At 63.5% G+C, this 12522-nt stretch carries 9 protein-coding genes and 1 other RNA gene; 2 read left to right on the top strand and 8 right to left on the bottom strand.

Translation table 11 applies throughout. From position 1 onward, the window contains the following. Positions 1 to 69: 69 nt before the first annotated feature. From ACQKRQ_RS15690 to trxA, 8 genes are all read right to left on the bottom strand, one after another. Positions 70 to 1449, bottom strand: a complete 1380-nt coding sequence (locus ACQKRQ_RS15690) for an MATE family efflux transporter (protein WP_427478011.1) — start codon at positions 1447 to 1449, stop codon at positions 70 to 72. A 2-nt stretch (positions 1450 to 1451) separates the two neighbouring features. After that, positions 1452 to 3209, bottom strand: a complete 1758-nt coding sequence (locus ACQKRQ_RS15685) for an ArnT family glycosyltransferase (RefSeq protein WP_132374780.1) — start codon at positions 3207 to 3209, stop codon at positions 1452 to 1454. A 293-nt stretch (positions 3210 to 3502) separates the two neighbouring features. Beyond that, positions 3503 to 3769 (bottom strand): type B 50S ribosomal protein L31, encoded by a 267-nt coding sequence (locus ACQKRQ_RS15680; RefSeq protein WP_064269917.1) that lies wholly within the window; start codon positions 3767 to 3769, stop codon positions 3503 to 3505. Between the two features lie 238 nt (positions 3770 to 4007). Next, on the bottom strand, positions 4008 to 4841 hold the full coding sequence (locus ACQKRQ_RS15675) for a zinc-dependent peptidase (protein WP_427478008.1): 834 nt from the start codon (positions 4839 to 4841) through the stop codon (positions 4008 to 4010). A 15-nt stretch (positions 4842 to 4856) separates the two neighbouring features. Beyond that, positions 4857 to 6413: an MFS transporter gene (locus tag ACQKRQ_RS15670; protein WP_427478006.1), complete on the bottom strand. Its 1557-nt coding sequence runs from the start codon at positions 6411 to 6413 to the stop codon at positions 4857 to 4859. Next, the gene (locus tag ACQKRQ_RS15665; protein ID WP_427478004.1) at positions 6410 to 6946 is read right to left on the bottom strand and encodes a MerR family transcriptional regulator; all 537 of its coding nucleotides are present in this window, start codon (positions 6944 to 6946) and stop codon (positions 6410 to 6412) included. The genes ACQKRQ_RS15670 and ACQKRQ_RS15665 overlap by 4 nt, the downstream gene beginning before the upstream one ends. 224 nt (positions 6947 to 7170) lie before the next feature. Next, on the bottom strand, positions 7171 to 8439 hold the full coding sequence (gene rho / locus ACQKRQ_RS15660; RefSeq protein WP_006048863.1) for a transcription termination factor Rho: 1269 nt from the start codon (positions 8437 to 8439) through the stop codon (positions 7171 to 7173). A gap of 238 nt (positions 8440 to 8677) precedes the next feature. Beyond that, the gene (trxA, locus tag ACQKRQ_RS15655) at positions 8678 to 9004 is read right to left on the bottom strand and encodes a thioredoxin TrxA (RefSeq protein WP_006048864.1); all 327 of its coding nucleotides are present in this window, start codon (positions 9002 to 9004) and stop codon (positions 8678 to 8680) included. A gap of 444 nt (positions 9005 to 9448) precedes the next feature. Between trxA and ffs the strand changes: the two genes are divergently transcribed. Both ffs and ACQKRQ_RS15645 read left to right on the top strand, forming a co-directional pair. Then, positions 9449 to 9547: signal recognition particle sRNA small type (ffs, locus tag ACQKRQ_RS15650), an RNA gene on the top strand. 230 nt (positions 9548 to 9777) lie between these two features. After that, positions 9778 to 12483, top strand: coding sequence for a DNA polymerase III subunit gamma/tau (locus tag ACQKRQ_RS15645; RefSeq protein ID WP_427478001.1), 2706 nt, complete (start codon positions 9778 to 9780; stop codon positions 12481 to 12483). Positions 12484 to 12522 lie beyond the last annotated feature (39 nt).

The following is a 12522-nucleotide window of genomic DNA, read 5'->3' as shown; positions in this document are numbered from 1 at the left end:
GCAGGAACCAAACAGCGGCTTATCAGGAAGAAAGCCCGGCCATTCTGCAGCCTACGACAGACAGCCCCGTCAAGCCGCCGAATCCGCCCGAAGCGCCGCCTCGGCATGCGAATACCGCTTGCTCACCACACGCCAATACATCAGCAAGCCGATGCCCGCAATCGCCAGACTCGCGGTATTCGCCACCCAGAAGCCGCGCGCGCCGGTCAGCCATTCCGGCGTGACGCCGGTCACGTTGAAGCCGAGCACATAGCCGCCGCCGAGCCCGACGCCCCACAGCGCCACCGCGTAGATCACGGTCGGCACGACCGCCACCTTGTAGGCGCGCAGCACGAACGCGGTGGTGATCTGCAACGCATCGAACAGGTGATAGCACACGACGATCAACACGAGCGGCAACGCCGCCGCCACGACCTGCGCATTCGGCGTATAGCCTTCGATGATGTAGGGCCGCAGCACCAGCACGATCGCGCCGTAACAGCAGGCGATCGCCATGGCCATCATGATGCCGTGACGCGACAGCGTGCGCGCCGCTTCCGGACGATGCGCGCCGAGCGCCTGCGCGACCAGCGTCGACGAAGCGATCCCGATCGACAGCGGCGTCATATACAGCACCGCGCCGATATTCCCGGCGATCTGGTGGCCGGCCAGCGTCGTCGTGCCGAAGCGCGCAATGAAGAGCGCCATGAACGTGTAGGAGGTCACTTCGATCAGATACGACAGGCCCATCGGAATGCCCAGCCGCAATTGCGCCGCCTGGCGTCGCCAGACCGGCCAGCAGAACTGCGCGAAGATCGCGAACGGCGCGAATACGTCGACGCGCGTCAGCAGCAGCATGCCGAGTGCGGCCAGCGCCCAGTTGATCATGGTGCTGGCGAGCGCGCAGCCCGGCCCTCCGAGCGCCGGCACGCCGAACCCGCCGAAGATGAACCACGTATTGAGCGGCACCTTCAGCAGCAGCGCGCCGATCTGCAGGATCATCACGAGCCGCGGCTTGCCGACCGCATTGGTGATCGAACTGTAGACGCGAAAAGCGAGGCCGGCCGGCAAGCCGAAGGCCAGAATCCGCAGATACGCGACAGTGCGCTCGTGCAGCGCCTCGGGCACGCGCGCCAGCTGCAGCACGGGGCCCGGAAAAAACAGAATCAGGAAGCCGATCACGGTCAGCGCCGCCGCGAGCCACAAGGCCTGACGAACTTCCTCGCCGATCTCGGCATAGCGGCGCGCGCCGTAGAGTTGCGCGGTAATCGGTTGCAGCGCGGTCAGAATGCCGGTCAGGCCGATGTATACGGAGATATAGATCGACGAGCCGAGGCCGAGCGCGGCCAGGTCGACAGCCGAGTAGCGGCCGACCATCGCCGTGTCGATCACGCCGAACGCGATGATCGCCAGTTGGCCGATCAACACCGGCCACGCGAGGCCGGCGATTTTCCGTACGTCGGCGAGCATGCTCAGTCGGACTTCTTGTGCCAGTTGCGGCGTTTGACGACCGGCGGCTTCGGACGGTCGATGCGCACGTACAGACGGAAGCGTTCGTCACGGTCGGCCACGCGGCGGCCTTCCCACACCAGCTTCCAGACGAAGTCGGACATTGCGCTCGGTTCGCCGTAGTCCTGCGTGTCCTGACGCAGGATCACATCGCAGTCCTGGTCGAAGGAGAAGTGCATGTCGCCGAAATAGGCGAAGGTCGCGATCTGCGCATTGCCGAGGCGCACCGGTGAAATGCAGGTGTAGTCGTCCGGCAGATGGGCGGATATCTGTTCAGCGACGTCCTTATAGGTCCGGCTGTAGTTGACGACCGGCAGCCATAACGTCATGAGCAGCACCCACATCAAGGTGGTGCCGGCGCTCGAAAGCACCACGCTGCGCCACAAAACTTTCGGATGGCGCGCGAGACGCCACCGCACCAGCACGAACCAGCAGATCGTCACGGCGACCGCGCACACGAACGACAGGATCTTGAACTGCGGCGCGAAGCCCGGCGCGAGACGCGCGAGGTTGCGCGCAAGCGGATGCGGGAAACCGGTCAGCCCCGCGATATAGACCAGCCAGACGAAGCTGCCGAGAATCGTGAAGCTCAGGAGCGCGAACCAGTCGATCGCGTTGATCGCGCCGCGCTTGAGCGTGGGCAGCGCGAAAGCGGCCAGCACCGCGAGCGGCGGCAGCAGCAGCATGTAAAGCCGGTTCGACTGATGGCTCTGCAGCACGACCAGCACGAACAGCGGCCCGATCACCGAAAGCGGAATGGCCACGTGCGGCGCGCGCCGCAAGCCCGACCAGCTGAACCATGCCCAGAGTGCCAGCGGCCACGCCGGCCAGGTGAAGAGCGGCAGATTTTTCAGCGCATACCCGGCTACCGAGCCGGGCGGCCCGGCGAACGAACTCAAGCTGACGTGCACCCACTGATTGAGGTACCAGACGGCGTCGTTGGGGAAGGCGGCGAGCGCGGCGATCGGCCACGCCACGGACAGCGCGAGCGCCACCGGCAGACCCGCCAGCAGGAGCCAGCGCGAGCGCGTCTCGCGCACGATCAGCGTCATCGCCAGCGTGCCGAGCAGCAGTGCGCCGACCAGCACCGGGCTGCTGGCCAGGGTAACGAGCGCGATGGCGAGTCCCCAGATCAGCGCGCCCTGAATCGGCTTGTCGATCATGCGCACGAGCCCGTACACGAGCATCGCGATGCCGAAGAACTGCGCGAGCTGCGGCGTGGTTTCGTGGCCGCGCTCGGCGAGGCCGAAACAGGCGAGCAGGATCAACAGCGCGCCGTCGGCGAGCGTGCGGCCGTAGTCGCGTGGTTCCGGCTCGCCGCCGAACGCGTACTTGAACGGCTGAACTTCGGCGCGGCGGCCGAGCAGGTAGGCGGCGTACCAGACGAACGCGCAGCCCGCGCAGAACATCAGGCCGGTGAAGACACGCGAGGCATTGCTCGCATCGACCCATGGCGCGAGCAGGCGGATCGCGCTGGCGCCGAACCAGTAGCCGAGCGGACCGTCTTCAGTGAGGTATTTGCCGACCAGATTCGGCAGCAGCCAGTCGTGCGCGCCGCCGTTCGCCATGGTCCACATGACGCCGAAGCCGGCTGCATCCTCGTTCTTCCACGGATCGCGGCCGAACAGTCCGAACGATGCGTAGACGATACAGATGGTCAGCAACAGCCAGCGCGGCAACGCACTGGTCGCTGAAGCAGTGAGGCGAACGACAGGTCTCATGCGGTGTGTGGATATCGGATAAGCGGTGCAGCCGGGACCGGACGGCATGTCCGGCTGGAATGGCCAATTTGGAGCATCCGGCATTGTAGTCGCGCCGTGCGATGCGCGTCACGGCCGGTAACGGCTCGCAACGTCGTTGGGAAAGCTGTAACACGGGTTCGGCGCTGCGCCGCGCGCGAGCATTTGACCCTCGGGCATTGGCGATGAATCAGCCAGGCGACAAAAAAGGGCAGCTCGCGCTGCCCTTTCTGCTCCTGCTTCGCTGCCGGCCAAAGCCGGCGACGAGCCAGGTATTACTTCGCTGCTGCCTTGCCGGTAGCGCGCGAGCCGAACTTGTTGCGGAACTTCTCGACGCGGCCTGCCGTGTCCATGATCTTTTGCTGGCCGGTGTAGAACGGATGCGATTCCGACGACACTTCGATCTTGGCGAGCGGGTAGGTCTTGCCGTTGAATTCGGCGGTTTCACGCGTCTGGATGGTCGAGCGCGTCACAAACTTGAAGTCGTTCGACACGTCGATGAACAGAACTTCGCGGTAATCCGGGTGAATGCCTTCTTTCATGGTCTTTCCTTTAATCTGGCGGTAGCCAACCCGCGTGCGACCGTATTTGAACAGACCGCATCTAGGCGCGAGCCACTTGCCTATGGTCGAAAAACGGCGATTATGCCAGAAAATCAGTCGCTTGACGACTTTTGCGCCGGCTTTTTGCTAACGGTGCATGCCGTTTTCACGGCTGTTTTGCAGGGTCGCGGCGCGTGTGCGCACCGGGCGGCGGCCCTTGCCTGGCGGGCGTTGCGCGTCAGGCGGCAGTGAATGTCATGCCGACCCGTGCCGGATCCTGCCTGTAATAGCGTGCGAGCAATCGGTAAAGCTCCGGATACTCGGCTTCGAACGCCTGCGGTTGGACGAACAGCGCCTCGCTGCAAACGGCAAAAAATTCCGATGGGTGGTCTGCCGCGTACGGATCGATCAGCGAGTCGCGCTCGAAGCGCGCCCAGCGGCGCTCGGGCACCGTGTCGACTTTCGCGCAGAAGTGGTCGTAAGCGTGGTCGAACACGTCGGCCCACGCTTGGGAATCGAGCGGCGCGTGCCAGCGGCGAATGAGTGGTGGGTGGCCGTCCGCCTCGCCGTTCAGCATGTCGATCTTGTGCGCGAATTCGTGAATCACGACGTTATAGGCGTCCGAGCCGTCCGTCATCTGCGCGTCTTCCCACGACAGCACCACGGGCCCGCCTTCCCATGCTTCGCCGCTCGCGTCCTGTTCGACTTCGTGCACCACGCCGTCTTCGTCCTCGACGGTTTTGCGGATCACGAACTCGCCCGGATAGACGATCACGCCGACCCAGCCGCGATACAGATCGAGGCTCAGGTTCAGCACCGGCAGACACGCTTGTGCCGCGATCGCCACGGTCATCGCGTCGGTGAGTGCCAGTTCGTGCGCGGTCGAAAATTCCTTCTGCGCGAGGAACAGGCTCGTCAGTTCGCGCAAGCGCACGAGCTCCGGCGCATCGAGATGCGCGAGGAACGGCAGGCCGTCGAGCGTGGTCTGCCAGAGCGAATCGTCGATCGCGTAGTCGCGCAGCGCGCGCTCGCGCCGGCGTGTGCCGAACCATTGAGTCAGTTTCGAGAGCATGGCCTGAAGCAACCCTTAGTCGATCTGTTTTTGCCACGCGGCAAATAGGCCGCCGCATATCGCCACGCCGATCAGGAAGTAGAAGCCGTCCAGCGAAGCCAGAAAACTGGCCTGTTGCGCGACCGCGCGGCTGATTTCCACGATCGCCAGCGAGTGCGCCTCGGACGGCGAGTGGCCGGCGACGGCAAAGCCATTCGTCAGCGCGGCGAGCGAGTTCTGGAACAAAGGATTGTACGGATTCACGAACTCCGCGAGGCGAGTTTCGTGCAGCGCCTGCCGATGCTGCTCGACGATGATCACGGAGGCCGTCGCGAACGACATGGTCAGTTGCCGCACGATGTTTTTCAGCCGGTAGCCGTGCGTGAATTCTTCGATGGCGAAAATTCTGAACGTCAGATTGGCGACCGGCAGCACGATGAACAGCAACAACAGGCCGCGCAACAGCAGCGGCAGCAGCAACGCCGCTTCGCCGACGCCGGGCGACATGCGCGTCATCCACGCCGCCGCGAACGCGGCCACCGCGAAGCCGGGCACGATGATCCACTTCTTGCGCGGCAGCAGCTTCGCATAACGCAAATAGACGAACAGGGCACTCGCCGAAATCAGCGACGTCACGCCGACCAGTTGCCCGGTGTTTTCGACCGGATAGCCGAGTCCGCTCTCGAGAAAGCGCGAGATCAGATAGCTGAACACGGTCGAGATGTAGTAGTAGAACATGTAGAGCACGAGCCCGACCTGGAAGACCTTCTCTCGCAACGCATTGAGGCGCACGAGCGGCGCGGGATGATGCCACTGGTGATAGGCGAACCAGCCTAGCGCGACGATCCCGGCGACGCTCAGCAGAATCAGTCCGGGCGACGCGCTGAACAACTGGAAGCGCACCTGCTGCATCACGATTTGCAGCGCGCCTTGTGCGAACGCGAAGATGATGTACGGCCAGAAATGCGCGGCGCCGCGTTCCTCGGGCAGGCGGTTGCCGGAGTCGGGCAGCGCGAGCATGGCCAGCACGGCGAACAGCACGCCCACGGGCGCCGTGCACGCGAACAGTGCGCGCCAGTCGAAATGCCCGACCAGTTGGCCGCCGATCAGCGGCGCGAGCGCGCTGCTCAGGACGATCAGCGCGAGAAACGCGCGGGTGGCCGCGGGCCGCTGCTGCGGTTTGAAACTCATCTGAATCAGGATGCGGCAGGTGCCCATCATCGGCCCGATGAAATAGCCCTGGAAGCCACGCGCGAATGCCAGTTCGATCGACGATTCGCACATCGCCGCGGCCATCGCACCGGCAGCATAGAGCAGCATGCAGCCGGCCACGTAGCGCCGGTAGCCGAAGCGTTCGACCCACCATTGCTGCTGCAGGATGCCGAGCACCGCCGCGACTGCATAGGCGCTCGACGCCCACACCAGTTCATCGGGCGACGCGTTGATGCCGCCGGCGATATAGCTGGTGAAAAACGAGAAGATCGAGTTGTCGAAATAATCGAGGCCGGTGACGACGGCCAGCACCCAGGGGAAGAAATCGCCGCGCAGTTTTTCGACGCTGAACAACGGTACCCGGGATGACGTCGTGCTCATGAAGATTCGCCCGGCGCGGGGTCGTCAGATTCTTTTGCCTGCTTTGCGGGTGGCGCATTGCCCGCTTTGGCGCGCGCGCTGCGGCGCTGTTCGAGCAGCGCCTCTGCGTTCTCGCCGGCGAGGCGCCGCTTGAGATAGTCGAGGTCGGGGCTCAGTTCGGCGCGCAGTTTCTGCGCTTCCTTCAGTTCGCGGCGCATGCTTTCGATGCGCTCGTCGAGTGCTGCGACCTGTTGCTCGATGGCGTCGTGAATCTGCTGCAGCGATTCGGTCGAGTAGCGGTGGCCGCCGTCGACGGCTTCCAGCGGACGCTTGAGCATTTCGGTGACGCTGTGCAGCGAGAAGCCGAGCGAGCGCAAACGCAGAATGCGGCCGAAGCGCTTCAGATCGTCCTCGTCGTAAAGCCGGTAGCGGCCTTCGCTGCGCGTCGGCGAAACAAGGCCGCGTTCCTCGTAGTACTTCAGGGTGCGCGCGGTGACGCCGAGACGTTCGGCGGCGTCGCGTACCGTCAGCAGAGTGGGTGAGTCCTTGGACATAGGCGTGTGACAGATATGACGGACTGGTTGCATTGTACTTCAACGTGTACGTTCACGTACATGTTGATGCGCTAGACGACGTCGACGTTGGGAAGCTGAAGTGGTTTGCGCGCGACGCGGAGACGACAAAAAAGACGGACGAAAAAAAACCGCTCGTTTGCGACGAGCGGCTTTTCTATGCGATGCGGATGAAACGGCTAGTGCGGCAATATTGGCCCAAGGCCTTAGCTGCCACCGCCACGACGCATCATGTCGAAGAACTCGGAGTTGCTCTTCGTCTGACGGATCTTGTCGAGCAGGAATTCCATCGACTCGACTTCGTCCATGTCGTGAATGAACTTGCGCAGCACCCAGATCTTTTGCAGCACTTCGGGTTTGATCAGCAGTTCTTCGCGGCGCGTGCCGGACTTGTTCAGGTTGATCGACGGGTAGACGCGCTTTTCAGCAAGACGGCGCTCGAGGTGCACTTCCATGTTGCCGGTGCCCTTGAATTCTTCGTAGATCACGTCGTCCATGCGGCTGCCGGTTTCGATCAGCGCCGTGCCGATGATAGTCAGCGAGCCGCCTTCCTCGATATTGCGCGCCGCGCCGAAGAAGCGCTTCGGACGTTGTAGCGCGTTGGCGTCGACACCACCCGTCAGCACCTTGCCCGAGGCCGGCACGACGGTGTTGTACGCACGCGCGAGACGCGTGATCGAGTCGAGCAGAATCACCACGTCGTTCTTCATTTCGACGAGGCGCTTGGCCTTCTCGATCACCATTTCCGCGACTTGCACGTGACGCGCGGCCGGTTCGTCGAACGTGGAGGCGATCACTTCGCCCGCCACCGAACGCTGCATTTCGGTCACTTCTTCCGGGCGTTCGTCGATCAGCAGCACGAACAGCACGACATCCGGATGGTTCTGCTTGATCGCGTGAGCGATGTGCTGAAGCATCACGGTCTTGCCGGACTTCGGCGACGCCACCAGCAGGCCGCGCTGGCCTTTGCCGATCGGCGCGATCATGTCGATGATGCGGCCCGTGACGTTTTCTTCGCCACGCATTTCACGTTCGAGCAGCAGCACCTTGTTCGGGTGCAGCGGCGTCAGGTTTTCGAACATGATCTTGTGCTTCGAGGCTTCCGGCGGCTGGCCGTTGACCTTGTCCACCTTCACCAGCGCGAAATAGCGTTCGCCGTCTTTCGGCGTGCGCACTTCGCCTTCGATCGTGTCGCCCGTATGCAGGTTGAAGCGGCGAATTTGCGACGGGCTGATGTAAATATCATCCGTGCTGGCGAGGTACGAGGTTTCCGGCGAGCGCAGGAAGCCGAAGCCGTCCGGCAGCACTTCAAGCGTGCCGTCGCCGAAGATCGTGTCGCCCGTTTTGGCTCGTTTTTTTAGAATGGCAAACATCAATTCCTGCTTGCGCAGGCGGTTCGCACTTTCGATCTCGAGGCCATTGGCCATCTCGATCAATTCGGACACGTGCAGAGTCTTAAGCTCGGATAAATGCATACGGAGAACCCGCAGGAGAAGGTGCGACGAAATGAAATCTGGGAGGAGAGTGAGCGGAACCGCTCAAGGACTTACACGTCTTTTCGACGTTTTGCGGATTCTAGCATAGCACACGCCACTTTCCGTCAGTGCGACGGCATGGCATCTTTCTTGTTGAGCGTGTTGCCGGCTGACAACACGCTCAACACAACGCGCCCGCGGGCCTCGGAAGGCTCGGAGCGCGCCGTTGCGACCGCTTTTACAGGTTGCCGTCGAGGAACGCGGTGAGCTGCGACTTCGACAACGCGCCGACCTTCTGCGCGGCGACAGCGCCGTTCTTGAACAGGATCAGCGTGGGGATGCCGCGCACGCCGAACTTGACCGGCGTCGATTGATGTTCGTCGACGTTGATCTTGGCGATTTGCAGGCGATCGGCGTAATCCTTCGCGACTTCGTCGAGGATCGGCGCGATCATCTTGCACGGACCGCACCATTCAGCCCAGAAATCGAGCAGCACGGGTTTATCGGATTTAACGACGTCCTGTTCGAACGATGCGTCGCTAATATGCTTGATTTGTTCGCTCATTGTATGAATACCTCTATCGGTTCGAGGCCCGCCTGAATTGCTCGCCACGATACGTCAAAACCTAAGGAAACTTCCGTTCGCTTTGCCGCAATCGGAGCCTTGCCGACACACGCCGGAAAAGGTGAAAGCCCGTTTCGGAATATGCGGAGAGCTCGCGCTTGCGGGTCATCCGTACGGCAGTTTAGCTTAATTCGCTATGCGTTGCCGGGGGCGATAGTACCCATCAGAGGCAGTGGGGCCAACGGCTGCCGATGAAGTGCCACCGTGTTTCATCAACCATGACGCCACCTATCTGGAGGCTCGACGGCGAAACTCAAGTGGCATCCGCACGGGTTGGTCGCGGCATTCGTCTATATGGTGTAAAGGGCGCGATTCGGCGCGCCGTTGACGCTTTGCTCGTATTAACAGTCGCACGGCGGCCCAAGCGGTGATAGAATGTTTCGTGACGGGCCTCCTCGCATGGAGGGATGGTCAACCTGGTCAGGTCGGGAACGAAGCAGCCACAGCCGTTTTCCACCAGTGCCGAGGGTCGGGCTCGTCACCTTCCTCTTTCTGTTTTCTCTAGTTGTTCTCCGCGGGTTCTTCCGCGAACGCTTTCCATCTCCTGTTTTACCCTGAGTGCAGCGGCATGCAACCGTGCCTTATCGTGTTTTCGCGCGCCTTATCTATTTTTTTCTATCGGTCCGTTAGGCAGTTTCAATGAAGTGGCGCGAAGCGTTCGCGCGCCGTCGCGAATCGGTTTTGCGCGGCATCGTTACTGATACAATTTCCGGATGACCTATCAAGTTCTCGCACGCAAATGGCGGCCGAAGGATTTCGCTTCGCTCGTCGGACAGGAGCACGTGGTGCGCGCGCTCACGCACGCGCTCGACGGCGGCCGTCTGCACCATGCCTATCTGTTTACCGGCACACGCGGCGTCGGCAAAACCACGCTGTCGCGCATCTTCGCCAAGGCGCTGAATTGTGAAACCGGTGTGACCTCCACGCCGTGCGGCGTGTGCCGCGCATGCCGCGAGATCGACGAAGGGCGCTTCATCGACTATGTGGAGATGGACGCGGCGAGTAATCGCGGCGTCGACGAAATGGCGGCGCTGCTGGAGCGCGCCGTCTACGCGCCGGTGGATGCGCGCTTCAAGGTCTACATGATCGACGAAGTGCACATGCTGACCAACCACGCCTTCAATGCCATGTTGAAGACGCTGGAAGAGCCGCCTTCGCACGTCAAGTTCATTCTCGCGACTACGGATCCGCAAAAGATTCCGGTCACGGTGCTGTCGCGCTGTCTCCAGTTCAATCTGAAGCAGATGCCGGGCGGCCATATCGTCTCGCATCTCGAGCACATTCTCGGCGAAGAGAAAGTGCCGTACGACGCCCAGGCGCTGCGCCTGCTCGCACGCGCGGCCGACGGTTCGATGCGCGACGCGCTCTCGCTGACCGATCAGGCAATCGCCTATTCGGCCAATCAGGTCAATGAAGAAGCCGTGCGCGGCATGCTCGGCGCGCTCGACCAGAGCTACCTGATTCGTCTGCTCGACGCGCTCGCGGACGGCGACGGCGCCGCGGTGCTGTCGGTCGCCGACGAGATGGCGTTGCGCAGCCTGTCGTTTTCGACGGCGCTGCAGGATCTGGCGAGTTTGCTGCATCGGATCGCGTGGGCGCAATTTGCGCCGTCGTCGGTGCTGGACGAGTGGCCCGAGGCGGCCGACCTGCGCCGCTTCGCTGAAGCGCTGAGCGCCGAGCAGTTGCAATTGTTCTATCAGATCGCGACGATCGGCCGAAGCGAACTGGGTCTCGCGCCGGACGAATACGCCGGCTTCACCATGACGCTGCTGCGCATGCTCGCGTTCGAACCGGCGCCGACGGGTGGTGGTGGCGCAGTGGGTTCGGGCCGTGCGCTTGGCCAGGCGGGGGCGAGTGGGGCGAAACGCGCGGGTGCGCCGGCCGTGGCCGCGCACCAGGGCGCGTCGGGAGCGCCGGCGATCGCGGGTGCGAGCGCTGTGTTGGGGAGTTCGCGTGGAGCGAGCGTGGACGCCACTGCTCCGGTCCGCGAAACGCAGACTGGCAATGGTGCGGCAGTAGGTAAGGGCGCTGCGGCTGACGCATCGGTTCAGCCTGCGCAGCAAACCAATAGCTCGATTGAAGTACGGCCTGCTGATAACAGCATGCAAGCTACGCCGCCGGATTCTGCTCAAGGCGTAGCAGCCGAACAATCGCTTGATGCGCAGCCGGCAATCACCGCCGAGTCGGCGCCAGTTGTTCATGAGGTGAACTCAGCGCCGTTGCAGGCGGTGGACGATGCCGTCGCGACACCTGCGTCGCCAGTGTCGTCTGCAACCCCTGCGGCCGCCGCCTTGGCGCCGTGGGATGACGCGCCCGCCGACTCGGCGGTGAACGAAGCTTCCGTAACCGCTGGCGTTGATGGCTCGGCCACAACTGAAGCCCCCGCAGCCGCATCCCTCGACGACTCAGCGCCCGCGTCTTCGCTAAGCGCACCCGCAGCCGCCGCGCTCGCACGCACCGAGCAGGCCGCAGCAGCACCGTCTCAAGAGCCGTCACCCGCAGCCGATAGCGCGCCGCGTCGCGCAGGCGGCGCGAGTGCCGCACTCGACGTCTTGCGCAGCGCCGGTTTGAAAGTGTCCTCGGACCGTGGCCGCGCAACCGCGGCAGCGGCCGCGAAGCCCGCCGCGCCGGCTACGCCGAAACCGGCCGCGCCGCGCGTCGTTGTTCCCGTGCCGACGCCGGGCGCCGCGCGCCGCGCGCCGCAGCAGGATGCCGCACCAGCAGCCCCGGACGCTCGCGCCGCAGGGTCAGCGCAGTCAGCGCCCGCGCAGCGTAACGGCGCCGAGCAAAGCGGCTCGTCGGTGCCCCCGTGGGACGACATGCCGCCCGACGAATACATGCCGCTCACCGCCGCGGACGAAGGCTACTACGGCCTGCCGGACGACAGCTACATGCCTGTGTTCGACAGCGGCCCTGACGATGTCCGCGTAAGCGCGACGCCAGCGGCCACACCCGCGCCGGTGGTCGATCAACGTCCGCTGCCGCCCGCCGTGCCGCTCGATCCGCTGGGTTTCAAAGGCGACTGGCCGGCGCTCGCCGTCGACCTGCCGCTCAAGGGCATTTCATATCAGCTCGCATTCAACAGCGAACTGATGGCGCTCGAAGGCAACACGCTCAAATTGAACGTGCCGGTTCCGCAGTACGCGGAAACCTCGCAGGTCGCTAAACTGAAAACGGCGCTCGCCGACAAGCTCGGCCAGACTGTCGAGGTGCTGGTCGAAGTCGGTCCGGCGCGCCGCACGGCCGCCGCGCACGACGCCGCCCTGCGCGCGCAGCGTCAGCAGGAGGCGGAGCGCGAGATCGGCGCCGATCCGTTCGTGCAGTCGCTGATCCGCGAGTTCGGCGCGAGCATCGTGCCGGGCTCGATCCGCCCGATTACTCCGGACGCCGGTTCGAACGGCGCGCCGTCGGTCCACTGATTCGCCGCGCGATGCACCATAGCGCGCCCGATTCCCGAA

Origin of the sequence: Paraburkholderia sp. NPDC080076, assembly GCF_050281145.1 — a bacterium.
Classification (GTDB): Bacteria; Pseudomonadota; Gammaproteobacteria; order Burkholderiales; family Burkholderiaceae; genus Paraburkholderia.
The sequence above is the reverse complement of the archived record's forward strand: the minus strand, read 5'-3'. Positions and strand labels throughout refer to the sequence as shown.